The organism is Ochrobactrum teleogrylli, from assembly GCF_006376685.1.
In the GTDB taxonomy this organism is placed as follows: domain Bacteria; phylum Pseudomonadota; class Alphaproteobacteria; order Rhizobiales; family Rhizobiaceae; genus Brucella; species Brucella teleogrylli.
The window spans coordinates 620,425-647,341 of the sequence record NZ_VEWL01000001.1; the positions used below are offsets into that span (position 1 = coordinate 620,425).

The window sequence follows — 26,917 nt, forward strand, 5'->3', positions numbered from 1 at the left end:
GGAGATCACTTCTATATGAGTTGGGAGCCGCGCCAACAGACCCGCGCGGAAAAACAATGCGGCGCTCTTACAGGTTTTTTTGCGTTTTAGAAAGGGGCAGCGCGACACTGCCCCTTATTTCTCGCGAAAAACCCTTGTTTATCGGCGCTTTTACACCGTCATTCTGTCAGTTTTTTGTCAGTCGGCGTGCGGAGTCGGCACCAAGCGCTACAACAAAGTGCCAGAAAGTATGACAATGGCGACGCTGAAATAAATGACAAGACCCGTCACATCGACCAATGTCGCCACGAAAGGCGCTGACGCACTGGCCGGATCGAATCCAAGCCGTTTCAACGCAAAAGGCAGCATTGAGCCAGTCAGCGAGCCGAACATCACGATACAGACGAGCGCCATGCCGACGGTCAGAGCGACCAGAATCCAGTGTTCTCCATAGTCATAGATGCCAATCGTCTGCCACACGGCAATGCGGACAATGCCGATCAGGCCGAGGAAACTGCCGAGAGCAAGCCCGGTCGGCAGTTCGCGCAACGCGACACGCCACCAATCCTTGAGCTTCACTTCCTGCAAGGCCAGCGCACGGATAATCAGCGAGGTGGCCTGCGAACCGGAATTACCGCCCGACGACATGATGAGCGGAATGAACAGCGTCAGCACGAGCGCCTTTTCCAGCTCCATCTCGAAATGCTGCATGGCGCTCGCCGTTAGCATCTCGCCAAGAAACAGAACGCCCAGCCAGCCAGCGCGCTTCTTCAACATTTCGCCGAAGCCAATGCGCATATAAGGCTTGTCCAGCGCCTCCATGCCGCCGAAGCGATAGGCGTCTTCGCTGGCATCTTCGGTGATGGCGTCAAGCACGTCGTCCACCGTCACAATGCCGATGATATGGCGGCTTTCATCCACAACGGGGACGGCCAGAAGATCGTGCTTGCGGAACAGGCGCGCAACATCTTCGCGGCTGGTGAGCGGCGAAATGGTGATCGGCTCTTCGTCACGGACAATCGATAGAATCGGTTCTTCCGGCTCGCGGATGATCAGGCGGCGCAGGCTGACCACGCCTTCAAGGGCGCGGGACTTCGGATCAACCACGTAAATCGCGTAGACGGTTTCGCGCGTACGCTCGACCTTGCGAATGTGATCGAGCGTCTCGGCCACATTCCAGTTCGACGGCACGGCGATGAATTCGGTCGTCATGAGCGAACCGGCCGTATTCGGCGGATAGCCCATAAGTTTTTTCAGATTGGCCTTGGTTTCCGGGGCCAGAATGGCGAACAGCCGCGCACGGTCACCCTCGTCGAGTTCCTGAAACACGTCCGTCGAACGGTCAGCTGACATACCGTCCAAAAGGAGGCTCGCAAGCCCCGGCGCAAGCGCCGCTACGATTTCGGCGGTACGATGCAGTTCCGGCTGGTCAAGCAGGCGGATGGCATCTTCATGGGTGAGCTGTCCGAAGACGGAGATTGCGTCATCATCTTCGAGCTCGTTCAATAGCTCAACGGCATCGCCCGTATGCATTTCGGCGATACGTGCAGCAATCGCAGCCGCCGGGAGGTCGGCAACATCAAGCACTTCCGGAGAGAAGTTGTTGTCGGTCATTAAGCTTGCCTTTCCGTCGATCCGCCGTCAAAGGCAGATCGTGCAAGCTGACCTCAAGCGATCAGTACACGGCTACCTTGACGGCTGACACAATCGACTGTGACTGTCGCTGGGCATAAGAGAATAAAACTCCGGTTGAAGATTGCTGTCGCAAAGAGACTTCGGACAGCCAGCGTGATGTGCGCTTGGTCGCCCTTAAAGTCAAGCCCCACACAGTAATCTGAAGAGGTTTTTGCGAGCAAGGCGTCGAATGCTGTCGTCTGGCGCCTTAACCGTAAAAGCCGGTTGAACGCCCTTGCTCACCCGACACCGAAACCTTAAGTCTTGACCATCGAATTCATTTGATCCGGAGTTTCATCATGTCCGACAAGCCGACCTATAATCACGCGCTCACAGAATGGAACGGACCGCTGGGCCTGCCGGATTTCACCGCATTCAAAGACGACGATTTCGCGCCAGCCTTCGACGCGGCGCTCGCCTCCGATCTCGCCGAAGTGCAGGCTATTGCCAACACGACCGGCGAAGCAACCATCGATAACACGCTGAAGGCCTTGCAAATGACAGGCAAGGCGCTTGACCATGTGTCGGCCATTTTCTGGATGCGCGCAGGCGCCCATAGCAACGACACCATTCAAGCACTGGAGCGGGAAATTGCGCCGAAAATGTCGCGTCATTATTCGCGCATCATGATGGACCCGGCTTTGTTCGCCCGGATCGACGCGCTCTATGACAATCGTGATCTGCTTGATCTCGACACGGAAACCAAACGCGTTCTGGAAAAGACCTGGAAGGGTTTTGTCCGGTCCGGCGCGAAACTCGATGAAGCTGGCAAGGCGGAACTCGCTGGCATCAACGAGAAGCTTGCCGGTCTCGGTGCACGCTTCGGCCAGAATGTGCTGAAAGACGAGTCGAGCTGGGCACTGTTCATCACCGATGAAGCCGATCTCGCCGGGCTGCCGGATTTTCTGAAAAACGCCATGCAGAGCGCAGCAAGCGAACGCGGCAAACCGGATGCTTATGCAGTTACGCTGTCGCGTTCCATCGTCGAGCCATTCCTCACCTTTTCGGAAAACCGCGCCTTGCGCGAGCAGGCTTTCGACGCCTGGGCCAAGCGCGGCGAGAATGGCAACGACTCCGACAATCGCGAGATTGTGCGTGAGATGGTCGAACTGCGCGAGCGCAAGGCCCATCTGCTCGGCTATGCCAATTTCGCAGCCTACAAGCTGGACGACACCATGGCCAAGACGCCAAAGGCCGTCATGGACCTGCTGGAACCAGTGTGGGACAAGGCACGCGCAAAGGCTGGTGAAGAACAGGCAGAGCTTGAGCGCCTGATCGCTGCCGATGGCAGCAATCACAAAGTCGCGCCATGGGACTGGCGTTTCTATGCAGAAAAGTTGCGCGCCGAACGCTTTGCCTTCGACGAGGCCGAGCTAAAGCCTTATCTGCAACTGGAAAAGATCATTGAAGCGAGCTTCGATGTGGCCACGCGCCTGTTCGGCGTTCGCTTCGAAGAAAAGAAGGGCATTGCCGCCTGGCACCCGGACGTACGCGTGTTTCAGGTTTTCAACACGGATGGCAGCGAACGCGGTCTTTTCCTCGGCGATTATTTCGCCCGGACATCGAAGCGTTCCGGCGCTTGGATGAGCGCGCTGCAATCCAGCCACAAGCTCGACGGCGGCCAGAAGCCGATCATCTACAATGTGATGAATTTCGCCAAGCCGAAGGCCGGTGAACCCGCCCTGCTGTCGCTCGATGATGCCCGCACGCTGTTCCACGAGTTCGGCCATGCGCTGCACGGACTTCTATCGGATGTGACGTGGCCTGCCGTTTCCGGCACTGCCGTATCGCGCGATTTCGTGGAACTGCCGTCGCAGCTTTACGAACATTGGCTGACCGTACCCGCCGTTCTGGAAAAATACGCCGTGCATTACCGCACCGGCGAAGCGATGCCGAAAGCCCTGCTCGATAAGGTTTTGGCGGCGCGTTCATTCAATGCCGGTTTCAACACGGTTGAATTTACCGCGTCCGCGCTGGTGGATATGGCTTTCCATACCGGTAATGAGAAGATCGCCGATCCGCTGTCCTTCGAGGCAAAGACACTCGAAAAGCTTTCCATGCCTGATGCGATCATCATGCGCCACCGCACACCGCATTTCACTCATGTGTTCTCCGGCGATGGCTATTCCGCCGGTTACTATTCCTACATGTGGTCGGAAGTGCTGGATGCGGATGCGTTCTCGGCTTTCGAGGAAACCGGCGACGCTTTCAACCCGGAACTCGCCGCCAAGCTGAAGCAGCACATCTATGCCGCTGGCGGCAGTCGCGACCCGGAAGATCTGTACAAAGCATTCCGCGGCAAGATGCCGACACCGGATGCGATGATCGAAAAGCGCGGGTTGAACTAATCAAGCAAAAGGCCGGGAAACCGGCCTTTTCAGTTCTTATGGGTCAGGATATTGACCAACCGCCCAAAAGGATCGCGTACGAAAAAGCGGCGCACGCCCCAATCCTCATCCGCCGGACCGTATTCGATAGGAAACCCCATCGCGATTGCCTGCTCCAGCGTGGCGTCTACGTCGTCCACCTCGATGGAAAGATCGGGCACCGGTGTGCCCGAACCACCTTCACGCATGATGCTCACCTGCACGCGCGACTGCGCATCGGTGGCATAGGTTACGATCCAGCCGAAATCCATCGCCACGTCGAGGCCCAACAATTCGCCATAGAAGCGTTTTGCCGCCGCAGGGTCGCTGGCAGCTATATTGGCGACGATGCGACGGACGGCCATCAATATTCGCCGAGCTTTATATCCGGCGTATAGTCAACGCCATCAACTTCCTTCACAACCGGCTGGCCGCACTGCATCACGCCGGTTGCCGCATTGAAGGCATAGGTCGGCGAGCCATGGAGCTGCCAGCCCTTGTTGAGCGCCGCCGTAACGCGGTGGCAAAATGCGGAATCATCCGGTCCGGTGATGAAACGATAGAGCTTCATAGTCTTTCTTCCTTTGTTAAATTTCAGGCCCGCCTTGGTTCTATTTATTACGCATTTCCGAACGCAAAACCGTTTCACACTTTTGCTGGAAATGCTTTCGCGAGCAGCGTTTCGGCCATTGCCAGATGCAGCCGTTCGATCATCTGGCCATCCAGTGACATAACGCCCTTATCCGCATTTTCCGGCTGCGCAAACAGATCGACAACGGCCCGCGCATGCGCCACTTCCTCCTCCGTAGGTGAAAAAGCGCGGTTGGCGGCCTCGATCTGACCCGGATGAATCAGCGTCTTGCCGTCGAAGCCCATCGCGGCCCCTTGCAAACACTCGGCTTCAAAGCCAACAGAATCGCGAAAATCGTTGAACACGCCATCGAGAACAGTAAACCCGCCTGCTCGCGCCGCGAGAATGATCTGCATCAGCCACGGCACGAGATAAGGCCGCCCGGCTTGCGGGCGAACACCGGTTTCGCGCGCTATATCGTTCGGACCAACAACGAAACAGGCGAGCCGCACTGCCGAGCGATGGCCGAGCATGGCTATTTCATCCGCGTTCAAAATGCCGCGCGGGGTTTCAATCATCGCCCAAACGCCGACGGACGGATCGGCATCCTTGCGATCAAGCCGATTGGCAGCATCGATAATGTCCTGCGGTCGCTCGACCTTCGGCAGGAGAATGGCGTCGGCACCCATATCAGCCGCTGCGGCCACATCATCCTTGCCCCATGGCGTCTCGCCAGAATTGACGCGAATGATCCGCTCAAAGGCCGGTTTCGGATGCGCTGCAAAATGCGCAAACAACGCCTCGCGCGCGGATTGTTTTGCTTCGGGCGCAACGGAATCTTCCAGATCGTAGATCACGCAATCGGCTGCAAGCGTTAGCGATTTTTCCAGCGCGCGCGGATTGGCGGCGGGAACGAACAGAACGGAACGGCGTGGACGAGCGATTGTTTTCATGGCCGATTTGTGCACGGAACTGCGACACGGTGCAAGCCTTGGGAGCGGGTTAAAGGTCCCTTTAAAGCGGGGGCTTGAAATCCGTGCCCTGCCCGCCTATTTTCCAGCCTTCGGTTGAATGCGCCAGCCGCCCGCAGGTTTCAAGCCACGGTAAAGCATTCGAAATACACGTTCCTGTCCCGTGACGGCAGAAACGGCAATGCGGGCACCCGTTCATGAAAACGCCGCTCACAATCAGGAGCGAAAACAATGACCACAGCTTTGACCGCTGGGCACACCACTATTGACTTCAAGCATCAGGCTCGCCGTTTGCGGCAGGCTTTGAGCGAGGAAGGCATCACCATCAGCCACGGTAAGGCGCTTGATCTCGTGGCCCGCCAGTCAGGCACGCGTGACTGGAACACGCTTGCCGCCACGGGCGGCAAGGTGGAAGCAACACCGGTTGCCGCGCAGGACGACACCGCCCCCTACCGTGTCGGCCAGCGCATCTCCGGCATGTTTCACACCACGCCCTTCGACGCCCGTATTATAGGCGTCGAGGAAACCATCAAGCCGGATCTGTGGCGGATCACATTGCAGTTCGACCCGGCGATCGATGTCGCCGTTTCGCCAAATATGTCGATGCGGCGCCGGCGCTTTACCATTGTTGTCGGCAGTGACGGAAAATCCCGCCGCCTGACCGGCAGCGAGAGCGGCGGTGTGGCGTTGAACGTCCAATAATTGCGGATGCGGCATTTACGGCGCATGATTCAGAAAGGTTGACGGGATTTCCCGACAGGATTATGCGCAGTAATCAACTATCGAACCGTCCGGATCGCCTCAAAACGGTCTGGATGGTTCGATAAATTCGCCGCAGGTTGCGACCTATTGGGCAGTTTGGGCCTGAAACGTTGACTCTCGGCAATGCTGATGTAAACCAGTTCGCAATATAGCAAATACCCAACCGACAGGTTCAGGACATGGATAAGTTCACCAAGCTCACCGGCGTCGCCGCTCCCCTGCCGATCGTCAACATCGACACGGATATGATCATTCCGAAGGATTACCTGAAGACGATCAAGCGCACGGGCCTGAGCAAGGGACTGTTTGCGGAAATGCGCTTTAATGAAGACGGTTCCGAAAACCCTGATTTCGTGCTGAACAAGCCCGGCTATCGCAATGCCCAGATTCTGGTCGCGGGCGATAATTTCGGCTGCGGCTCCTCGCGCGAGCACGCCCCCTGGGCACTGCTCGATTTTGGTATCCGTTGCGTGATTTCGACCTCGTTTGCCGACATCTTCTATAATAACTGCTTCAAGAACGGCATTCTGCCGATCAAGGTCAGCCAGGAAGATCTCGACAAGCTGATGGACGACGCCTCGCGCGGTGCCAATGCCACCCTCACCGTCGATCTCGAAGCAAAGGAAATCCATGGCCCTGACGGGGGCACGATTTCCTTCGATCTCGACGACTTCAAGCGCCACTGCCTGCTCAACGGTCTGGACGATATCGGCCTGACCATGGAAAAGGCAAAGAGCATCGACACGTTCGAAGCCAAGCGCGCCGAACTGCGTCCCTGGGCCTGATGACACACAATGCAATTTACGCGGCCTTTGAGCCCGGTGGCCTGAGCAATTGAATAGGACACGATTGGCTGGAATGGCCCGAGAAGATCAAAGCGGCGACTGGGCGGGACGTTTCTCGCCCTCGCTGGACGAAGTTGAATCCATCGCGATTGAAGCTCTTGCGCATCTGCCGCAGGAGTTTCGTGCGTTGTGCGGCGATATCATCATCCAGATCGCCGATTTTCCTGAAGACCAGATTATCGAGGATATGGGGCTGGACACGCCATTCGACCTGCTCGGCCTTTTTGAAGGTCGCGGCATTGGCGAGCGTTTCAGCCTGCAGACCGGTGAAGGCCCGAACCGCATCACGCTCTATCGTCGCGCCATTCTGGATTACTGGTCTGAAAATCAGGAGACGCTGGGCGATATCGTCACCCATGTGCTTATCCATGAGATCGGCCATCACTTTGGCCTGTCGGATGACGACATGGAAGCCATCGAAGCCCAAGCGGAATAATGTCTGCTGAATATCAATTCAAAAAGGCGCCCTCATCGGGCGCCTTTTTGTTTGGGTCAGGCAACGGTCAGACGAACATCGATATTGCCGCGCGTGGCATGCGAATAGGGGCAAACGATGTGAGCCGCATTGACCAACTCTTGCGCCTTTACCTTCTCGACACCCGGAAGCGCCACTTCAAGCGCAACATCGAGACCGAAGCCGGTGCCGTCTTCGCGCGGGCCGATGCCAACGGTTGCTGTCACAGTGCTGTCGGCAGCAATGGCAACCTTTTCCTTCGAAGCAACAAACTTCAGCGCGCCAAGGAAGCAGGCCGCATAGCCGGACGCAAAAAGTTGCTCGGGATTGGTGCCCTCGCCGCCTTGACCACCGAGTTCCTTCGGCGTGTCGAGAACGACGCTAAGGCGACCATCTGCGGTCTTGGCGCTGCCCGTGCGTCCGCCGGTTGCTGTGGACTGGGTGGTGTAGAGAATAGCCATTCGATTTCTCCTTCGGTGATAATTTGTCTCCGAAGACAAGCTATCGAAAATTAAATTGTGCGCAATCTAATTTTGCAAAATCATTTCTCACAATTAAGTGATGCACAATGCAATTGCGCATGATTTATGGTATGAAGGATATGCGCTGGAACAGCGCTCGAAGGAATTGGCGCATGACACAGGACTCTTTTCTCAAACTTTCAAACATGGTCTGCTTTGCGATTTATTCGACCGCAAATGCGCTGACGCGCGCATACCAGCCGATCTTGAGCAAACTGGACCTGACCTATCCGCAGTTCCTGGTGATGCTGGTGCTGTGGGAAAAGGACGACCAGACCGTTTCCGAAATCGGCGCGAAGCTCCATCTCGATTCAGGGACGCTGACGCCACTCCTGAAACGGCTTGAAATGGCAGGACGCATCACGCGCCGCCGCGATCCACAGGACGAACGGCAAGTGCGCATCACACTTACCGAGGAAGGCCTCAAACTGCGTGGAGCGGCTGAATCTGTACCGGATCAAATTCTCTGTGCGCTCGGTCAGCCCGTCGATGAGCTGAAGGATTTGCGTTCCCGCCTGCTCGACATTCGCGGCAATCTTGCCGATAGCGCGGAACGCTAGTTCATCACCGCAAAATAAAAGCGCCGGTTTCCCGGCGCTTTTGTATTTCGACTGACCAAGACAGATCAGGCAGCAAGCGCCTTTGGCTTTATCAGGCCGCGAGCGACCAACAGTTCTGCAATCTGGATCGTATTGAGCGCTGCGCCCTTGCGCAGATTGTCCGAGACGACCCACATGGCCAGACCGTTTTCAACCGTGATGTCTTCGCGAATACGGCTGATATAAGTCGCGTCTTCACCAGCAGATTCATATGGCGTGATGTAGCCGCCGTCTTCGCGCTTGTCGATAACCTGGCAACCCGGCGCTTCGCGCAGGATTTCGCGGGCTTCTTCCGGCGAAAGCGGGTTTTCGAACTCGATATTCACCGCTTCCGAATGACCGATGAAGACCGGAACGCGCACTGCGGTTGCCGTCAGCTTGATCTTCGGATCAAGCATCTTCTTGGTTTCGGCCACCATCTTCCATTCTTCCTTGGTGTAACCGTCTTCCATGAAGACATCGATGTGCGGGATCACGTTGAACGCAATGCGCTTGGTGAACTTCTTCGCCGTGACCGGGTCAGCCACGAACACAGCGCGCGACTGTTCGAACAGCTCGTCCATACCTTCCTTGCCCGCGCCGGAAACCGACTGGTAGGTCGAAACGACGACGCGCTTGATCTTGGCGGCGTCATGCAGCGGCTTCAGCGCAACAACGAGCTGCGCAGTCGAGCAGTTCGGGTTGGCAATAATGTTCTTCTTGGTGAAGCCCGTGATGGCATCCGGGTTTACTTCCGGCACGATCAGCGGCACGTCCATGTCATAACGCCAGGCCGACGAATTATCGATGACGACGCAGCCCTGCTTGCCGATCTTCGGCGACCATTCCTTCGAAATATTGCCGCCAGCAGACATCAGGCAAATGTCCGTGTCGGAAAAATCGTATGTGTCGAGCGCGCGAACCTTCAGCGTCTTGTCGCCATAGGACACTTCTGTGCCCTGGCTGCGACGCGATGCGAGCGCCACAACTTCATCGGCTGGAAAACCGCGTTCTTCTAGAATATTGAGCATTTCGCGCCCGACATTACCGGTGGCGCCGACTACTGCTACCTTGAAACCCATTTTTCGTCTCCTGTCCCTCTCCGCTTCCAGATCCGGAACCCCGCAGGCCACGCGGGTTTTCCGTCCCCGGGCCAGACCCGGGGAGAGGGCGAGCAGGCCAAGGGAATCAGACCGTTTTCGTGGTCGTTTTAGTGATGGCCGTGAGTTTTTTGGTAATCGAAGGCATGCGTACTGCTCCGGCATTCATGCCGGCAGTTCCAGACGAAACTGACGCTACGTTAACGCGTTGCACGCGAGTTCTCCTTCGTTCGGCATTGCTTTTACGCGCTTTATGCATGGAGTCAATTCTCCACCGCTTCCGCCCTGTATTTTTTTGCACCGCAAGCAAAACCGGCGGGCGTCAAGCTGTCGATTTTGTCTCATACTAAAGACTACTGCCCGAATCTCCTTTTTAGGTTCATCATAATTTGGTGAGGAGTGCGCCTCACTTGTTGGGATACAAGGCGGCGCATCGGACTGGTTACATTTGTATAGCGAATGAACCCCAGTCTTGCATTGCCCTTTAGGGGCTCTGTTTGGGAGGACAGATTAATGGCAGTCTCGTCAAGTGCCGATGTCGGCACGCAGAAAATGACGGGCGAAGAACGCAAAGTCATCTTTGCATCGTCGCTTGGTACCGTCTTCGAATGGTACGACTTTTACCTTTACGGAACGCTCGCTTCCTTTATCGGCGCAGCCTTCTTCAACGAATATCCCGAAGCAACGCGCAACATCTTCGTCCTGCTGGCTTTTGCGGCGGGCTTTCTGGTGCGTCCGTTCGGTGCGCTCGTCTTCGGTCGCCTTGGCGATCTCGTCGGACGCAAATACACCTTTCTCGTCACCATTGTCATCATGGGCGCATCGACCTTTCTGGTCGGTCTTCTGCCTGGTTCGGCAACGCTCGGCATTCTGGCGCCCATCATCCTGATCGTGCTGCGCATGCTTCAGGGTCTCGCACTCGGTGGCGAATATGGTGGCGCGGCAACCTATGTCGCGGAACATGCGCCGAATAATCGTCGCGGTTTCTTCACCTCGTGGATTCAGACCACTGCAACGCTCGGCCTGTTCCTGTCGCTGCTGGTGATCCTCGGCATCCAGACTATGATGAGCAAGGAAGCCTTTGCCGCCTGGGGCTGGCGTATTCCGTTCCTCGTCTCGGTTCTCCTGCTCGGCATTTCCGTCTGGATCCGCATGCAGATGAGCGAGTCGCCTGCGTTCAAGCGCATGAAGGAAGAGGGCAAGACCTCGAAGGCTCCGCTATCCGAAGCTTTCGGCCAGTGGAAAAATGCCAAGATCGCGCTTATCGCACTGTTCGGCCTCACCGCCGGTCAGGCCGTGGTCTGGTATTGCGGCCAGTTCTACGCATTGTTCTTCCTTCAGAACGTTTTGAAGGTGGAAAATCAGTCGGCCAATATCATGGTTGCTATCGCCCTGCTGCTCGGCACCGGCGGCTTCGTCTTCTTCGGCTGGCTGTCGGACAAGATCGGCCGTAAGCCGATCATCATGGCGGGCCTGCTTCTGGCGGCCGTAACCTACTTCCCGCTGTTCAAGGCGCTGACCAATGCCGCAAATCCGGCACTGGCGCAGGCTGAGCAGACCATCAAGGCAACCGTCACCGCGGCCCCTGGCGATTGTAACTTCCAGTTCAACGCCACCGGCACGTCCAAGTTTACCAGCTCCTGCGATGTTGCGACCAGCTTCCTCGCCAAGAGCTCGGTGCCTTACGAAGTCGTGCAGACCGCTGCGGCTGGAACGCCTGCAACCGTCACCATCGGCGACGCGACGATTACGTCCTATGATGCCGTTCAGGCTGGTGCAGGTGCTGCCGGCAAGCAGGCTGAACTCGCTCATGGCGTGAACCTGGCTCTCCAGAAGGCAGGCTTCCCGCTGGTCCGCGATCCTGCCAAGGTGCCGGACATCAAGCTTGACGCCTTCCTGGCCGCCAATCCGGAACTCCAGCTGAGTGCTGATGCTGTCCGCGGTGGCGACAAGGCGATGGTCCCTGCTGCCGATCTGGTCAAGCAGAAACTCCTGACCCAGACTGAAGCCGAAGGCCTCGGTGTCAGCACCGATCAGGCCGTCTACACCATTCCGAATGCAGGCGCATTCAAGATGGTGGCAGACCCTGCCAAGGTGAACTGGGTCATGACGATTGCGATCCTGACCGTCCTCGTCATCTATGTGACGATGGTTTATGGCCCAATCGCTGCAATCCTGGTGGAAATGTTCCCGACCCGCATCCGCTACACCGGCATGTCGCTGCCTTACCATATCGGCAACGGCTGGTTCGGTGGTCTGCTTCCGGCTGGCGTGTTCGCACTCAGCGCGGCCAAGGGCGACATCTACTATGGCCTCTGGTATCCGATCGTCATCGCCTCCATCACCTTCGTGATCGGCATGATCTTCGTGAAGGAAACCAAGGGCGTCGATCTGCACAAGCTCGACTAATCCGGCAATAACGACAATGCGAAACGCCGCCCCGAAAGGGCGGCGTTTTTGCGTACACCCAACGAATTTTCAGCGATATTGCGCTTCGATCTCAATCAGTTTCTGCTTGCGCCAGAGACCGCCGCCATAGCCGGTCAATGATCCGTCGGCGCCGATCACGCGATGACACGGTATGATGATGGCAATCTGATTGGCACCATTGGCCCGCGCAACAGCCCTCACCGCAAGCGGCTTGTCGATTGCTTGCGCCAACTCGCTATAGCTGCGTGTTTCCCCTGCCCCAATCGTCTGAAGTTCCCGCCACACGGACTGCGTGAACGCGCTGCCATGCAAGACCATGGGCAGATCGAAGGTCGGCGACTTGCCTGCAAAGAAAGCATTCAGCTGCCGCTCGACCAGATCATGCGTGTTGAAGCGACCAATACCGATATCTCCACGAGAAGTCGCATAGAGTTTCTTCAACTCGGAAGAGAGCGCCTTGCGGTCGGCAAATTCCAGCAGATGCAGGTTTTTCGCATCGCAAATGGCAATCATCGTTCCGAGCGGCGACTTGATCCAATCGGCGCGCAACAGACCGTCGCCGCGCAGTTTTGCGGGAGGAAGACCAAGAATACGGCCAAAGGCGCTGCGGAACGCCTCCGGCGATTCAAAGCCCGCATCGATCTGCGCGTCGATGACCCGGCCTCCGTCAGCCAATGCCTGAAAGCCGTGACGCAAACGTTCCTGCCGCGCCATTTCCAGAAATGTCATGCCGAAATGTCGCCGGAAGCTGCGCCGCACGGTGGAGAGATCAAGCCCCATGCGCGCGACATCATCTTCGCTCCATCGCCGTTCGGGATCGGCTTCCAGAGCATCGAGCAATCTCTTGATGGAAGGCTCCGCTTCGGCTGCAGGCTGCAACGGATGGCACCTTTTGCAGGCGCGAAAACCATCCGCCATGCATTCGGCAACCGAAGCGAAAAAACGGCAGTTTTCCCGGCGCGGCTTGCGCGCCGGGCAAGTCAGGCGGCAAAAAATGCCGGTTGAAACGACACCGACATAGACCCTGCCCTCATAGGTGGCATCGCGGGCCAACAGTGCGTCGTAGAGTTTGTCTTGGTTTGGAAGCGTGAACAACATGACACGCATTCTTATCCGTCTGCCTTGAAATTACAGCCTCAAATCGGGCGTTTATTTCAATAAGAAAAAGCCCGCCGGAACTATCCGGCGGGTTTTCCAATTTCGCAACTCTTCAGCGGGCGATTAAGCCGAAAGCGCCTTGAATTTGGCGAGGATCGCATCACCCATTTCGGTGGTGCCAACCTTGGTCGTGCCTTCCGACCAGATGTCCGCCGTGCGGATGCCATCGTCCAGAACACCGGCGATTGCAGCTTCCAGACGGTCGGCTTCGGCAACCAGATTGAACGAATAGCGCAGGCACATGGCCAGCGACGCGATCATGGCGATCGGGTTTGCAATGCCCTTGCCAGCGATATCCGGTGCGGAGCCATGGACCGGCTCGTAAAGCGCCTTGCGCTTGCCGGTCTTGGCATCGACTGCGCCAAGCGAAGCCGACGGCAACATGCCGAGCGAACCGGTCAGCATGGCAGCGACGTCGGACAGCATGTCACCGAACAGATTGTCGGTCACGATGACGTCGAACTGCTTCGGCCAGCGGACAAGCTGCATGCCGCCAGCGTCGGCCAGCATGTGTTCCAGTTCCACGTCGGAATGCTTTTCCTTGTGACGCGCGGTGACGACCTGATTCCAGAGCACGCCCGACTTCATCACATTGCGCTTTTCCATCGAGGTGACCTTGTTGCGGCGCGTGCGCGCCAGCTCAAAAGCCACATCGGTTATGCGTTCGATTTCGTAGGTGTCATAAACCTGCGTGTCGATCCCGCGCTTCTGGCCGTTGCCGAGGTCGATGATTTCCTTCGGCTCGCCGAAGTAAACGCCGCCGGTCAATTCGCGCAGGATCAAAATGTCGAGGCCTTCGATCACTTCCGGCTTCAGCGAAGAGGAATGTGCGAGCGCCGGATAGCAAATGGCCGGACGCAAGTTTGCGTAAAGCTGCATGTCCTTGCGCAGGCGCAAAAGGCCAGCTTCTGGGCGCACTTCATAAGGCACGCTATCCCACTTCGGGCCGCCAACAGCGCCAAACAGCGTGGCATCAGCTGCCAGCGCCTTCTCCATATCGGCATCCGAAATCGCCTGACCGTGCGCGTCGTAAGCGCAGCCGCCAACCAGACCTTCCTCGGTTTCAAAGCCGAGCTTGAGGTCCGAATTGAGGTAAGCGATGATCTTGCGGACTTCCGCCATGGCCTCGGGACCGATGCCATCGCCGGGCAGGAGAAGAAGTTTTCTGGTTGCCATAATGCCAAGCCTCTGTTTTTCAATGCACAATTACGAAAAACCGGGCGTCTTCCGAAATTGTTTTTCAAAGTTCCGGGAGGGTTATAGAGCCCTGTTGCGTGGCAGGCAACAATCAGCAGACATGAAACTTATGAAAAAGATCGAGGCTTGTGCAGAAATTAAATAACCGAAGCTGACGCTCAGTCCACGAGCGTCCGCGCTTCGGATGGCAGCATGATGGGTATGCCGCCGCGCACCGGATAGGCAAGCTTTGCCTTGCGCGAAATCAGTTCGCTGTGCTCTGCGTCATATTCCAGCGCGCCTTTGGTCAGCGGACAGACAAGCAGTTCCAGAAGGCGCACATCGATGCTGCCGGTTTCGGTTTTATCATTCACCATTTCATATCCTCCGGATCATTGCAGGCGCGATCCGTAATCGTCGTCTTTCACTTTCGCCAGCACCATTTCCGTAATGGCAATCAGCGTCGCAGCACGCGTCTTGAGGTCGGGCGCCTCCAGCAATGCCTGCTTTTCGGCAGGCCCAAAGGGCGACATGATCGACAGCGCATTGACGAGCGTTTCATTTCCGGCGCGGGAGATGCTTTCCCAGTCGGCTTCCAGATTATGCGCTTCCAGATAGTCGCGGAAGGCACGAAGCAGCGCTTCACGGTCGATATCAGCCGTGTCGCGCGCCTCTTCCAAATCGGCCAGAAACGGCATGATCCGGCACTGGCGATAAGGCTGACGGCAATTGACCTCCTCCTTGATACGGAAACGGCAAATGCCCTGAAGCGTGATCAGAAGCCGTCCGTCGCCGGTCTCCGCATAGGTCGTTATGCGACCGAGACACCCAATACTGCTCAGCGGCGGACGAAGGCTTTCGTCCAGTTCATTGACGCCCTCGTCGTCGTCTTCGTCATCGATCTGCGGCTGGATCATGCCGATGATCCGCTTGCCGGCAAGCGCGTTTTCCACCATCGCCAGATAACGCGGCTCGAATATGTTCAGCGGCAGTTGGCCGCCGGGCAAAAGCAGGGCACCTTTCAGCGGAAATATCGGAACCAGGTCCGGAATGTCGGAACCCGTTCTGTAGCGGGCATTACCCACTTGCATTGCAACCTCCTTTGGGATGCTTCGCGCAATCCACGCGCGCAGCATCCTGACAGTCAGATTTCCCGCCGCCTTTATCGCCTACGAAAACAGCAGCGAAGACAGCTTCCGGCGGGCCGAAAGCGTCGCCGGGTCCGTATTGCCCCATGCTTCGAAGAACTGGAGCAGTTGCTTACGCGCGCCATCCTCGTTCCAGCTGCGGTCGGCCTTCATGATGGCCAGCAGTTCGTTGGCGGCATCGTCGCGACGACCCTGTGCATTGCGCACCTGCGCCAGATCGAAACGCGCCTGATAATCCTGCGGATCAGCCTGAAGACGCTTTTCCAATTCAACCGGGTCACCAATCAGCTTGACCTGATCGGCAAGCGCCAGCTTGGCTTCGAGCGCGCGCACCGATACGGCATTCTGCTTATCGGCAGGAATGGCGGCCAGAATTTCGCGTGCCTGTTCGGCATCGCCCGATTCCAGAACGCAGGATGCCAGACCGACAATCGCATCGACATTGTCGGGCGCGGCCTGAAGAATGGAACTGAAAATCTCACCAGCCTGAACGTAATCGCCGGATTCAAGCAGTTCCTGCCCGGCTGTTACCGCCTCGGCAATCGCGCTTTCCTGATCGCTTGGCCCGCCGATCTTGGCGATGAATTCCTTCACCTTCGATTCCGGCAATGCGCCCATGAAGCCATCGACCGGCTGGCCGTTGACGAAGGCGATAACCGCCGGGATGGACTGAATGCCAAGCTGGCCCGGAATGGACGGGTGATCGTCGATGTTCATCTTGACGAGCTTGACTGCTCCGCCCGCTTCCTTGACGGCCTTTTCGATAATCGGCGTCAGCTGCTTGCAGGGCCCGCACCACGGAGCCCAAAAATCGACCAGAACCGGCTGCTGGCGCGATTCGGCCAGCACATCGGTCTGAAATGCCGCAGTCGTCGTATCCTTGATCAGATCCGCCCCGCCCACGGGTGCCGGCGCCGAACCGAAAGAAACATTTGCCGTCATCTGGCCGCCCGTATTGGCGTAAGGATTGTTCTGGCTGGTCATGGAATATTCCTCATATCTTCCGGCCCTGTTCATGCACCCCGCATCAAGGCCGGTGTCGATCTTTTCAGTTCGTGCTTGTCAATTTGTATCTGTTCCGGCGGATTTCAAGACGCGTAGTCTATACCGTTGCGTCTGCCTTCGCACCTTCTGATACTGCAAGGATACGTGGTTCGTGACCGGTCGATTTCAGGAAGGCGATGAGGTCTTCGCGCCGGATCGAGGTGGTGGCTTCGTTGGTCAGCGGGTGTCCGTTGATGACATCATATTTCATCAGATCCGCATCGATGACGACCTGAACATTGTGGTCGCGGTCGTTGATCGCGCCGAACACTGTCACCGATCCCGGAATGACACCCAGATATTCCAGCAGCTTTTCCGGTTTGCCAAACGAAACGCGGCTTGCCGCACCGATCACCTGATGGATCGACTTCAGATCGACCACGGCATCTTCCTCCACGGTCACGAGAAAGAAATTGTCCTTCTTGTCCTTCAGGAACAGGTTTTTGGTGTGTCCGCCGGGAATTTCGCCACGCAAGCCTTGAGAATCCGCAACCGTGAACAAAGGCGGGTGTTCCACGGTCGTCACCTCGATACCGAGATTTTGCAGATAGTCGAGAAGCTCCTTCGGCGACAAAGCCATGATTCCACCCATTTCCATTCAATATTCAAATTGTTCCGTTCAGGTTTATAGACCATGGCATGCACGGCTGTAACCACCCGAACCGAACTTTGGACAATCTCCGGAAAACGACATTTTATTGTAATTTCCCTGTTGCATTCCGAAATGCCTTAGTCCATATAGCGCCTGCCTGACGGAAACGACTTCCTTCGGAAACGTTTTCAGGTCGAAACTGGCGCGAGCGGGTGTAGCTCAGGGGTAGAGCACAACCTTGCCAAGGTTGGGGTCGAGGGTTCGAATCCCTTCGCCCGCTCCAGTTTCCAGCAAGGCAACGATCAAAATCCCGGCTTCGTCCGGGATTTTTGCTTTTCTGGGTTTCCTTTCGAACAGATTCAGCGCCCGCCAGCAAAACTGAGCTTGTGCTCAGTTGCCGACAAATTCGAACTTGTCCACGTCCACCAGACCGCGATCTGTGATTTTCAGATGTGGGATAACCGGCAGCGCGACAAAGGCCAGTTGCAGGAATGGTTCTTCCAGAACCGAGCCCAGTTCTTCGGCAGCATGGCGCAGCTTGCGCAATTCCTCCCGCACCACCTCATAAGGCTGGTCGCTCATCAGTCCGGCAATCGGCAATGGCAGTTCAGCCAGCACCTTGCCATCGCGAACCACGACGAAACCGCCTTCGATCTCGCCAAGCCGGTTAGCGGCGACTGCAATATCCTCGTCCGATGTGCCGACGGCACAAATATTGTGGCTGTCATGGCTGACAGTTGAAGCAATGGCTCCCGCTTTCAACCCGAAACCATGCACAAAACCGGTGGCGATATTGCCATTCTTGCCGTGGCGCTCAACCACCGCGATTTTCACAACATCCTGTTCGAGATCGGGTTCAACACCCTTCGGTCCGACTTTCAGCTCGAATTCGAGGCTTTCGGTGATGATCTTGCCGGGAATGATGCCAATGGCGCGCGTCTTGCCGCTGTTGGAATGCGAACGGAAATTGGCAGCACTGACACGCTGCGCCTTCACGCTGTTGCGCCCCACTTCGGCGATTGTCTTGCGCTGGGCAAAAAGTTCTTCCGAAACCACGCGTCCTGCCGAGAGGACGATCTCGGCATGGCAACCTTCCAGACTGTCCACGATCACGAGATCGGCGCGCTGTCCCGGCGCCACCAGCCCACGGTCAAAGAGGCCAAACGAGCGGGCCGCCGAAACACTGGCTGCACGATAGATGGCCAAAGGCGACACGCCGCCCGCAATAGCGGTGCGGATCAGATAATCGAGATGGCCCTGATCAGCGATATCCAGCGGATTGCGGTCGTCGGTGCAAAGCGCCAGAAACTGCGCGTGGCGCTCGGTGATGATCGGCATCAGCGCCTTGAGGTCCTTGGAAACCGAACCTTCGCGGACCAGAACATGCATGCCCTTGCGCATCTTCTCCAGCGCTTCTTCGGCGCTTGTCGCCTCATGTTCGGTACGAATGCCGACGGAAATGTAGCCGTTCAGGTCCTTGCCGCGCAGCAGTGGTGCATGACCGTCGATGTGTCGCCCCTGAAATGCTTTGAGTTTGGCCATGCATTCGGGGTCTTTGGCCAGAACACCCGGAAAATTCATGAACTCGGCCAGACCGATCACCTTTGGATGATCCGCGAAGGGCAGAAGATCGCCGATCAGCAGTTCCGCACCCGCCGTTTCCATATGCGTGGCAGGCACGCAGCTTGACAGCTGAACGCGGATATCCATCACGGTTTCGACCGCGCTGTCGAGAAAGAATTTGATGCCCTCCGCGCCCAGAACATTGGCGATCTCATGGGGGTCGCAGATCACCGTCGTCACGCCTTGCGGCAGTACGCAGCGATCGAATTCATGCGGCGTAATGTGCGAGGATTCGATGTGCAGATGCGTATCGATAAAGCCCGGCACGACGATGCGCCCCGAAATGTCGATTTCCTGCTTGCCGGAATAGGTCCCGAACGTGCCGACAATGCGATCCCCGCAGATTGCAATATCGCTTTCCACCAGCTCGCCGGTGACAAGATCGAAGAAGCGGCCACCCTTCAGCACGATATCGGCAGGCTCGCGGCCCACGCCTTGATCGATCATCCGTTCCAGCATCGCTTACTCCATTCACAACTGAATCAATTCGAAAGAGGTTATCATAATGCAAGACGCGGCGGTAAGGTCGCCCTTCCGCCGCGCCGTCGATAACAATACCGCGTTGTCAGCGGCGATATTCCATGATGCGGCTGCGGCTCAAAACCAGTTCGAGACGATTACCGTCGAGCTGGTGCAGACATATACGCCGCGTCCACGGGCCGTCTTGCAGCGTGAAGAGCGCCCGTCCATTGCCCATGTCTTCCAGCGGTATGGCGCGGCGTGTGGGACCGATCCCCCAAATGACATGCCCGTCCCTGATATCGAAACTGGCGCCATAAGCCGATGCCTGCCAGTGGCCATCCAGTTCTCTTCCGGCAGGCGACACCGATGCCGGATTCAGGCGACACGGGGCATAGCCGATTTCACCTTCCAGCACGTCACCCGTCCAGCGCAGCTTGACCGGCGACGACGCAGAAAGGGACGAGAACCAGCCATCACCAACGCTGTAGAGCGTTTCTTGGGCATCAAGGCAATTGGCGACGCCATTGCGCATTTCCAGCCATAGCGACCCGGTTTCGGCAACGTACAATCCGTCCGGGATCGTGCAATCGGTATCGGGCAGCTGCAAACTATAGAGGGCGGCCATACAATCGCGCGCGATCCTATAAGTGTCGGCGTCTTCCCGGTTGGACACAACAACCATGCCGCTTTTCGCAAGCGGATCGAGCAGAAAATAGCTCTTGTAACCGGGATGCGAACCGCCATGGCCGACAAATGCCCGTCCGTCCACGCCGTTCCAGCGCAGGCCCAGACCATAGCCGGTCGGACGTCCGTTCGACAGGGTGCGTTCCGCAGAGAGTTTTGCGAGTAATCCCCTGTAAGCACCCTCGCCTTCCAGAAGCGCTTGCGCCCAGATCGTCAAGGCCATGCCGCTGCCGACCAGACAACCCGAAGCGGAAAGATGCAAGCCAGCAGCGCTCAATTGCCACTTGTCGCCCGCCTGAAAGTAACCCGGCGCCAATCCCTTGATCGGATCGTTCCACAGATCGGGCGCATCGATCGAAAGGCCAAGCGGCGCCGCAACTTTGGCCTTTATGAAATCGCGAAAGCTTAAGCCTTTGCGTTCCAGCGCGGCTTCCACCAGCCGATAGCCGGTATTGGAATAGGAAATTTCGCTGCCTGCTTCAAAATTGAGCCGCGTCAGCGATGCGAGAAAATCCAGAAGCTGGTTTGCCTCGGTCTGCGTATAGACGGAAAGGCCGAGCAGTGTCAGGCATTCGCGCGTGTCGGGCAGGCCGCTAGTCATATCCAGCGCACGACCCACGGTCACATCTGCCAGCGGGCTTTGCAGTTCCGGCAGATGATCACCGAGACGATCATCGAGGCTTATGACATCGCTATGGCTCAGAACCATGGTGCAGAACAAGTGCTTGGTGATGGACGCGTATCGCACGACCGTATTGGCCGTAAAGGGAACACCCGTCGCGAGACTTTCCAGCCCGCCCGCATAAGCGAATTTGACCCCATCCAGATCAAAACCGATAATCACACCGCCGGGCTCATCCTTCGCCCAGCTTCTCGAATAGACCTTCGCAGCCTGAGAGGCAGCGTTCCAGTCCGCATGCATTGGCATAAAATCTCCGTCAGACAGCTCTTGCATTTCAACGCTCCCTGCATGCGCAATTCCCCCGCCGCCGAGCTGTTCCACAATCCCGGATGCCGAATGTTCACTGTCTCAAGAAACATCGCAGCACCATAGCATGGGATCGTAGCCGACCGCAGATAAATGGGATTCTCTTGTCCACGCAAGACCGCCTCACTGTACGGTGTGAGACACATGGCGCAGAAAACTCGTTTGCAATTTGCCCTCAGCGGGTCCACTACGCCATTGAACTGAATGATCAGCGTGAAGGAAAACTCCCAACATGGCGACAGAACAATTGATTCCGGTATTCGATGGGCACAATGATGTTCTGCTGCGCCTGTGGTCTTCCAACAAGCCTACGCCTGAAAAGCGCTTCCTGGAAGGCGAAGATGTCGGGCATATCGACCTGCCCCGCGCCCGCAAGGGGGGCCTCGGCGGTGGACTATGCGCGGTCTATGTTCCGTCTCCTGCCCGTGAGCTTGACGCCGACGGCAATCTGCCAACGCCAAGCCAGCCCGATGCCATGAAGGCGACGCTGGGCATGGCGTCCATTCTGCAGAACATCGAACGCAAGTCGGAAGGGCAGGTCCGCATCTGCCGGACGGCTGCGGACATTCGCGACGCTTTTGCCAAGGGCATCTTTGCTTCCGTTTTTCACATTGAAGGGGTGGAAGCTTTCGATGAAAGCCTCGATGCGCTTTATGTGCTGCACGCAGCCGGCCTCCGAACGCTCGGCCCTGTCTGGAGCCGCCCCAATATTTTTGCCCATGGCATTCCCTTCCGTTTTCCATCATCGCCCGATATCGGGCCGGGCCTGACCGATCACGGCAAGGCGCTGATCCGCGCCTGCAATGAACTGAAGGTCATGGTCGATCTTTCCCATATGAATGAAAAAGGCTTCTGGGATATTGCTGCCCTGTCCGATGCACCGCTGGTTGCGTCGCACTCCAATGCCCATGCGCTTTGCCAGCAAAGCCGCAATCTCACCGACCGGCAGCTGGACGCCATTCGCGATACCGGTGGTCTTGTCGGCCTGAATTTCGGCGTCGGCTTTCTGCGCGAAGATGGCAAACGCGACCCGAATACCGATCTGAACGAGCTGGTGCGCCATGCCGACTATATCGTCAACCGCATCGGCATCGATCACATCGCGCTTGGTTCGGACTTCGACGGCACGACGATCTCGAACAGCCTGCATAGCGTCGCCGACCTTCAGCGTGTGATCCAAACCTTCCGGGCACATGGTTATGACGATGCATCCCTCGTCAAACTGGCCCATGGAAACTGGATTGATGTGCTGGAGCGCAGCTGGGGCCAATAAGACCCAAAACAATCCTGCAAATCCAGACAAAGTATCGAGGAGGCCTTCCGGGCCTCCTTTATTTTTTGCTCAAGACAGCAACACCCGTCTCCTGTAACGTCATAAAACTTCCGCAGTTAATCCACAGCCACTCACAATTTTTCGCGGGGCTTTCGATTTTTTTCTTTTCGATAGCTACTATTTTCGGGTTTACTCTGACATAGGTGAAATCGAAGGTTGATCCTTCCCTAAAAATTGAATTCATATAAGCGTAATAACGATAATGCAGGTTCCGGAGTTATCGCGAGCAGGCTTCGCTGTTCCTGATATTCACGCAACCTCAACTCCGAGGAGGAAACATGCTTACCCGTCTGATCTCGACCTCTGCGCTCACAGGCGCGCTTGCTCTTTGCATCGGTTCGCAGGCATTTGCCCAGACCGAGTTGTCCTGGTGGCATGGCATGACCGGCGCCAACAACGAAATGATCAACGAACTCACCAAGGAGTTCAACGAAAGCCAGAGCGACTACAAGGTCGTTCCGGTCTATAAGGGCAGCTATCCGGAAACGTTGAACGCTGGCATTGCCGCGTTCCGTTCCAAGCAGCCGCCGGCAATTCTTCAGGTCTTCGACGCTGGCAGTGGCGTGATGATGGGCGCAGAGGGCGCTGTGGTTCCGGCAGCGGAAGTGCTGGAAAAGGGCGGCTTCAAGTTCGACAAGTCGCAATATCTGCCGGGTATCGTCGCTTATTACTCCAAGCCGGACGGCACCATGCTGTCCTTCCCGTATAATTCCTCGTCGCCAATCCTATATTACAACAAGGATGTCTTCAAAAAGGCTGGTCTGGATGAGAACAATCCGCCAAAGACCTGGCCGGAAGTGTTTGAAGCCGCCAAAAAGATCAAGACGAGCGGCGCTGCAGCTTGCGGTTTCACCTCGACCTGGCTGACCTGGATCCAGACCGAAAACTTCGCAGCCTGGAACAACGTGCCCTATGGCACCAACGAAAACGGCCTCGGCGGCACCGATGTGAAGCTGGAAATCAATTCCCCGCTCTACATCCAGCATTTCCAGTCGATTGCCGATCTCGCCAAGGATGGTACTTTCCGCTATGGCGGTCGCACCTCGGAAGCAAAGCAGCTCTTCACCTCGGGCGAATGCGCCATGCTGACGGAATCGTCCGGTGGTCTCGGCGATGTGGTCAAATCCGGCATCAATTACGGTATCGGCCAGCTGCCTTATTATGAAGGTCATGGGCCTCAGAACACCATTCCCGGCGGTGCGGCTCTCTGGGTTTTCTCTGGCCTCAGCGACGACCAGTACAAGGGCATTGCGCAGTTCTTCAACTTCCTGTCGCAGACCAAGATTCAGGTCAAGCTGCACGAGAAGTCCGGCTATCTGCCGGTGACGCTGGCGGCTTACGAAGAAACCAAGAAGTCGGATTTCTATGAAAAGAATCCGGGGCGCGAAACGCCGATCCTGCAGATGATGGGCAAGGCCCCGACCGAGAACTCCAAGGGCGTGCGCCTCGTCAATCTGCCGCAGGTGCGCGATATCCTGAACGAAGAGTTCGAAGCCATGCTCGGCGGCAAGCAGGACGCGAAGACCGCGCTAGAAAACGCTGTCAAGCGTGGAAACGATGCGATCGCAGCCGCACAATAAGTTTTAAATCAAGCAATGCCGCCTGCTCTTAATCGAGTGGGCGGCTTTGTTTCCTGCAAGGAAATCGCCGTGCAGAAAGTCACATTCCCCAATAAGATCTTGCCCTATTTCCTGCTGGCGCCGCAAATCGCGCTGACGCTGGTGTTCTTCTTCTGGCCCGCCAGTCAGGCCATTTATCAGTCCTTCATGCGTGAAGACGCGTTCGGCCTGAAATCCACCTTCGTAGGGCTGGCAAATTTCAGCGCGGTTCTCTCGGACCCGAACTATCTGCATTCCTTCAGGGTCACGATTGTCTTCAACGTCCTGACGGCTTTTGTGGCCATGGGAGCAGCCTTGTTGCTGGCGACCGCAGCCGACCGCGTCATACGTGGCAAGACCTTTTATCGCACATTGCTGATCTGGCCCTATGCCGTGGCACCTGCCGTCGCTGGCATGCTGTGGCTGTTCATGTTCAACCCGGCGATGGGTACACTCGCCTATATACTGCGCCGCAACGGCATCGCATGGGACCCGCTTCTGGATGGCAATCAGGCCATGGGCCTCGTCGTTTTCGCGGCGGCATGGAAACAAATTTCCTACAATTTCCTGTTCTTTGTCGCAGGCTTGCAGGCAATTCCTAAGTCCTTAATCGAAGCAGCGGCAATCGATGGCGCGCGCGGCGCGCGGCGCTTCTGGACCATCGTCTTTCCACTGCTGGCACCGACTTCGTTCTTCCTGCTGGTAGTCAACACGACCTATGCCTTCTTCGATACATTCGGCATCATCCATGCCGTCACCGGCGGCGGTCCTGCCAAGGCCACGGAAACGCTGGTCTACAAGGTTTACAATGATGGCTTCGTCAATCTGAACCTCGGCTCGTCGTCGGCCCAATCGGTCATCCTGATGGCCATCGTCATCGCCCTGACTGCCTTCCAGTTCCGCTTCGTTGAGAAGCGCGTGCATTATTCGTGAGCGAGGTGGCCATGATCGAAAAACGCCCTATCTCCAATCTGATCGGCCACCTGATCCTGATCATCGGGATCATCATCGTCGCCTTTCCGATTTATTACACCTTCATCGCCTCGACGATGAGCTCGTCGGAAATCATCCGCCCGCCTATCTCGCTCCTGCCCGGCGATAATCTCATCGAGAACTATAACGAAGCCATATTCGGCGGCGTGGAGCGCGTTGTCGGCGTCAGCCTTGAACGGCTCTTGTGGAACTCGTTCGTCGTGGCGATGGCGATTGCCATCGGCAAGATCATCATCTCGTTCATGTCAGCCTTCGCGATTGTCTTCTTCCGCTTTCCGCTGCGCATGTTCTTTTTCTGGATGATTTTTGTGACGCTGATGCTGCCGGTCGAAGTGCGCATCCTGCCCACCTACAAGGTCATCGTCGATCTTGGCCTGATCGATACCTATGCAGGGCTTACACTGCCCCTGATGGCATCGGCGACAGCGACATTCCTGTTCCGGCAGTTCTTCCTGACCATTCCGGGAGAACTGGTCGAAGCCGCGCGCATCGACAATGCAGGACCGTTCCGCTTCATGCGCGACATTCTCCTGCCGCTGTCGAAGACGAATATCGCAGCGCTTTTCGTCATTCTCTTCATTTACGGATGGACCCAGTATCTGTGGCCGCTGCTCGTTACCAATGATGCGAAAATGAACACGATCATCATCGGCCTGCGCCGCATGGTCGATTGGGCCGACGCATCCACCCCGTGGAACTATGTCATGGTAACGGCAATTCTGGCCATCATCCCGCCGATCCTCGTTGTCGTGCTGATGCAGCGCTGGTTCGTCAAAGGTCTCGTGGAAACGGAAAAATAATGAGCAAAATCGTTCTTGATAATGTCCGCAAGAGCTATGGTGCCGGCATTGAAGTCATCAAAGGCGTTTCACTGGATATTCAGGATGGGGAATTCGTCGTTCTCGTCGGCCCATCGGGCTGCGGCAAGTCCACATTATTGCGCATGATCGCAGGGCTTGAAGGCATCACCGGCGGCACGATTGCCATTGGCGACCGTGTGGTCAACGATGTCGAGCCAGCCGAACGCGACATCGCCATGGTGTTCCAGAACTATGCGCTTTATCCGCATATGTCGGTGCGCGATAACCTCGCTTATGGCCTTAGAAACCGCAAAACGCCGAAAGACGAGATCGAACGCCGGATCGCTAAGGCCGCCAAGGCGCTGGAGATCGAGCAGTTTCTTGACCGCAAGCCGCGCCAGCTTTCGGGCGGCCAGCGCCAGCGCGTTGCCATGGGCCGCGCCATCGTGCGCGAACCGGCGGCATTCCTGTTCGACGAGCCGCTTTCCAACCTCGATGCTAAACTGCGCGTTCAGATGCGCGTCGAGATCAAGCGCCTGCAACGTTCGCTCGGCACCACCAGTGTTTATGTGACCCACGACCAGATGGAAGCCATGACCATGGCTGACCGCCTCGTCGTGCTCAATGCCGGGAATATCGAGCAGGTCGGCACGCCCATCGAGCTTTACGAAAAGCCTGCTTCGACCTTTGTGGCAACCTTCATTGGTTCCCCGTCGATGAACCTAATGGAAGGCGGCGCAAGCACGCTGTGGCAGCCGGGCAGTGCCATCACTATCCCGTCAGGCAGTTTCACGCTCGGCGTGCGCCCGGAAGATATTCGCATCATCGAAGCCGGAGAACCGCCGGCAGATGGCTTCAACGCCGATGTGCGCATTGACGCTATCGAACTGGTTGGCGCGGAAAGCTTCATCCATGGCTCGCTTTCCGATGGCAAGCCGCTGGTCTTCCGCGTGGCCGGACGCTCGGGCCATGCAATCGATGAAGTCGTGAAGGTCGGCGCTTCAGCGCAGAACGTGCATCTTTTTGATGCGAATGGCCGCCGTATCGGCGACTGATTGAAACAGTCT

Annotated in this window: 25 protein-coding genes and 1 tRNA gene; 12 read left to right on the forward strand and 14 right to left on the reverse strand. The window is 56.9% G+C overall.

Annotation, left to right across the window (positions count from 1 at the left end):
- Positions 1-207 precede the first annotated feature (207 nt).
- Positions 208-1,593 (reverse strand): magnesium transporter, encoded by a 1,386-nt coding sequence (gene mgtE / locus FIC94_RS02735; RefSeq protein WP_140023834.1) that lies wholly within the window; start codon positions 1,591-1,593, stop codon positions 208-210.
- Positions 1,594-1,952: 359 nt separating this feature from the next.
- On the opposite strand from mgtE, the gene FIC94_RS02745 reads away from it, so the two are divergent.
- A complete protein-coding gene (locus FIC94_RS02745) occupies positions 1,953-4,001 on the forward strand; it encodes a M3 family metallopeptidase (RefSeq protein WP_140023835.1) in 2,049 nt (682 codons plus the stop codon).
- Between the two features lie 29 nt (positions 4,002-4,030).
- Here FIC94_RS02745 and FIC94_RS02750 read toward each other — a convergent pair whose 3' ends face one another.
- The 3 genes from FIC94_RS02750 to FIC94_RS02760 form a co-directional block, all read right to left on the reverse strand.
- Complete coding sequence (locus FIC94_RS02750) at positions 4,031-4,384, reverse strand: VOC family protein (protein ID WP_140023836.1); 354 nt, start codon at positions 4,382-4,384, stop codon at positions 4,031-4,033.
- Positions 4,384-4,590, reverse strand: a complete 207-nt coding sequence (locus FIC94_RS02755; RefSeq protein WP_109367290.1) for a DUF1737 domain-containing protein — start codon at positions 4,588-4,590, stop codon at positions 4,384-4,386. The genes FIC94_RS02750 and FIC94_RS02755 overlap by 1 nt, the downstream gene beginning before the upstream one ends.
- 74 nt (positions 4,591-4,664) lie before the next feature.
- Complete coding sequence (locus tag FIC94_RS02760) at positions 4,665-5,543, reverse strand: HpcH/HpaI aldolase/citrate lyase family protein (RefSeq protein ID WP_140023837.1); 879 nt, start codon at positions 5,541-5,543, stop codon at positions 4,665-4,667.
- A gap of 249 nt (positions 5,544-5,792) precedes the next feature.
- Here FIC94_RS02760 and FIC94_RS02765 point away from each other — a divergent pair, with 249 nt between their 5' ends.
- The 3 genes from FIC94_RS02765 (at position 5,793) to FIC94_RS02775 (ending at position 7,604) form a co-directional block, all read left to right on the forward strand.
- Positions 5,793-6,263, forward strand: coding sequence for a glyoxalase superfamily protein (locus FIC94_RS02765; RefSeq protein WP_140023838.1), 471 nt, complete (start codon positions 5,793-5,795; stop codon positions 6,261-6,263).
- Positions 6,264-6,502: 239 nt separating this feature from the next.
- Entirely contained in the window at positions 6,503-7,108 is a 606-nt protein-coding gene (gene leuD / locus FIC94_RS02770; protein WP_109367287.1) for a 3-isopropylmalate dehydratase small subunit, read from the forward strand.
- A gap of 73 nt (positions 7,109-7,181) precedes the next feature.
- Entirely contained in the window at positions 7,182-7,604 is a 423-nt protein-coding gene (locus FIC94_RS02775) for a metallopeptidase family protein (protein WP_140023839.1), read from the forward strand.
- 56 nt (positions 7,605-7,660) lie between these two features.
- Here FIC94_RS02775 and FIC94_RS02780 read toward each other — a convergent pair whose 3' ends face one another.
- Positions 7,661-8,083, reverse strand: coding sequence for an organic hydroperoxide resistance protein (locus tag FIC94_RS02780; protein ID WP_140023840.1), 423 nt, complete (start codon positions 8,081-8,083; stop codon positions 7,661-7,663).
- A 173-nt stretch (positions 8,084-8,256) separates the two neighbouring features.
- Between FIC94_RS02780 and ohrR the strand changes: the two genes are divergently transcribed.
- Positions 8,257-8,703 carry a transcriptional regulator OhrR gene (gene ohrR / locus FIC94_RS02785; RefSeq protein WP_140023841.1) on the forward strand — a complete coding sequence of 149 codons (447 nt, stop codon included), beginning with the start codon at positions 8,257-8,259 and terminating at the stop codon, positions 8,701-8,703.
- Positions 8,704-8,768: 65 nt separating this feature from the next.
- On the opposite strand, the gene FIC94_RS02790 is transcribed toward ohrR, so the two are convergent.
- Positions 8,769-9,803, reverse strand: a complete 1,035-nt coding sequence (locus FIC94_RS02790) for an aspartate-semialdehyde dehydrogenase (RefSeq protein ID WP_109367284.1) — start codon at positions 9,801-9,803, stop codon at positions 8,769-8,771.
- A 531-nt stretch (positions 9,804-10,334) separates the two neighbouring features.
- Here FIC94_RS02790 and FIC94_RS02795 point away from each other — a divergent pair.
- A complete protein-coding gene (locus FIC94_RS02795; protein WP_140023842.1) occupies positions 10,335-12,230 on the forward strand; it encodes an MFS transporter in 1,896 nt (631 codons plus the stop codon).
- A gap of 69 nt (positions 12,231-12,299) precedes the next feature.
- Here FIC94_RS02795 and FIC94_RS02800 read toward each other — a convergent pair whose 3' ends face one another.
- From FIC94_RS02800 to FIC94_RS02825, 6 genes are all read right to left on the reverse strand, one after another.
- Positions 12,300-13,349, reverse strand: a complete 1,050-nt coding sequence (locus FIC94_RS02800; protein ID WP_140024032.1) for a bifunctional transcriptional activator/DNA repair enzyme AdaA — start codon at positions 13,347-13,349, stop codon at positions 12,300-12,302.
- A 123-nt stretch (positions 13,350-13,472) separates the two neighbouring features.
- Positions 13,473-14,585 (reverse strand): 3-isopropylmalate dehydrogenase, encoded by a 1,113-nt coding sequence (gene leuB, locus FIC94_RS02805; RefSeq protein WP_078336896.1) that lies wholly within the window; start codon positions 14,583-14,585, stop codon positions 13,473-13,475.
- Between the two features lie 179 nt (positions 14,586-14,764).
- Positions 14,765-14,959: a Trm112 family protein gene (locus tag FIC94_RS02810; RefSeq protein WP_109367978.1), complete on the reverse strand. Its 195-nt coding sequence runs from the start codon at positions 14,957-14,959 to the stop codon at positions 14,765-14,767.
- An 18-nt stretch (positions 14,960-14,977) separates the two neighbouring features.
- A complete protein-coding gene (locus FIC94_RS02815; protein WP_140023843.1) occupies positions 14,978-15,676 on the reverse strand; it encodes an LON peptidase substrate-binding domain-containing protein in 699 nt (232 codons plus the stop codon).
- 78 nt (positions 15,677-15,754) lie between these two features.
- Positions 15,755-16,717 (reverse strand): thioredoxin, encoded by a 963-nt coding sequence (gene trxA, locus FIC94_RS02820; protein ID WP_140023844.1) that lies wholly within the window; start codon positions 16,715-16,717, stop codon positions 15,755-15,757.
- A gap of 118 nt (positions 16,718-16,835) precedes the next feature.
- Complete coding sequence (locus FIC94_RS02825; RefSeq protein WP_109367976.1) at positions 16,836-17,357, reverse strand: prolyl-tRNA synthetase associated domain-containing protein; 522 nt, start codon at positions 17,355-17,357, stop codon at positions 16,836-16,838.
- 220 nt (positions 17,358-17,577) lie between these two features.
- On the opposite strand from FIC94_RS02825, the gene FIC94_RS02830 reads away from it, so the two are divergent.
- Positions 17,578-17,652 (forward strand) — tRNA-Gly (locus FIC94_RS02830).
- A 107-nt stretch (positions 17,653-17,759) separates the two neighbouring features.
- Here FIC94_RS02830 and ade read toward each other — a convergent pair.
- Positions 17,760-19,451, reverse strand: a complete 1,692-nt coding sequence (ade, locus tag FIC94_RS02835) for an adenine deaminase (protein WP_140023845.1) — start codon at positions 19,449-19,451, stop codon at positions 17,760-17,762.
- A 106-nt stretch (positions 19,452-19,557) separates the two neighbouring features.
- A complete protein-coding gene (locus tag FIC94_RS02840) occupies positions 19,558-21,066 on the reverse strand; it encodes a serine hydrolase domain-containing protein (RefSeq protein ID WP_140023846.1) in 1,509 nt (502 codons plus the stop codon).
- A gap of 292 nt (positions 21,067-21,358) precedes the next feature.
- On the opposite strand from FIC94_RS02840, the gene FIC94_RS02845 reads away from it, so the two are divergent.
- From FIC94_RS02845 to FIC94_RS02865, 5 genes are all read left to right on the forward strand, one after another.
- Positions 21,359-22,399, forward strand: coding sequence for a dipeptidase (locus FIC94_RS02845; RefSeq protein WP_140023847.1), 1,041 nt, complete (start codon positions 21,359-21,361; stop codon positions 22,397-22,399).
- Between the two features lie 338 nt (positions 22,400-22,737).
- Positions 22,738-24,039: a sn-glycerol-3-phosphate ABC transporter substrate-binding protein UgpB gene (gene ugpB / locus FIC94_RS02850; RefSeq protein WP_180917884.1), complete on the forward strand. Its 1,302-nt coding sequence runs from the start codon at positions 22,738-22,740 to the stop codon at positions 24,037-24,039.
- 69 nt (positions 24,040-24,108) lie between these two features.
- The gene (ugpA, locus tag FIC94_RS02855; protein ID WP_109367974.1) at positions 24,109-24,990 is read left to right on the forward strand and encodes a sn-glycerol-3-phosphate ABC transporter permease UgpA; all 882 of its coding nucleotides are present in this window, start codon (positions 24,109-24,111) and stop codon (positions 24,988-24,990) included.
- 11 nt (positions 24,991-25,001) lie between these two features.
- On the forward strand, positions 25,002-25,850 hold the full coding sequence (gene ugpE / locus FIC94_RS02860) for a sn-glycerol-3-phosphate ABC transporter permease UgpE (protein ID WP_121538360.1): 849 nt from the start codon (positions 25,002-25,004) through the stop codon (positions 25,848-25,850).
- Positions 25,850-26,905 carry a sn-glycerol-3-phosphate import ATP-binding protein UgpC gene (locus FIC94_RS02865; RefSeq protein ID WP_109367278.1) on the forward strand — a complete coding sequence of 352 codons (1,056 nt, stop codon included), beginning with the start codon at positions 25,850-25,852 and terminating at the stop codon, positions 26,903-26,905. Before ugpE ends, FIC94_RS02865 begins: the two co-directional genes overlap by 1 nt.
- The last annotated feature ends 12 nt before the right edge of the window (positions 26,906-26,917 follow it).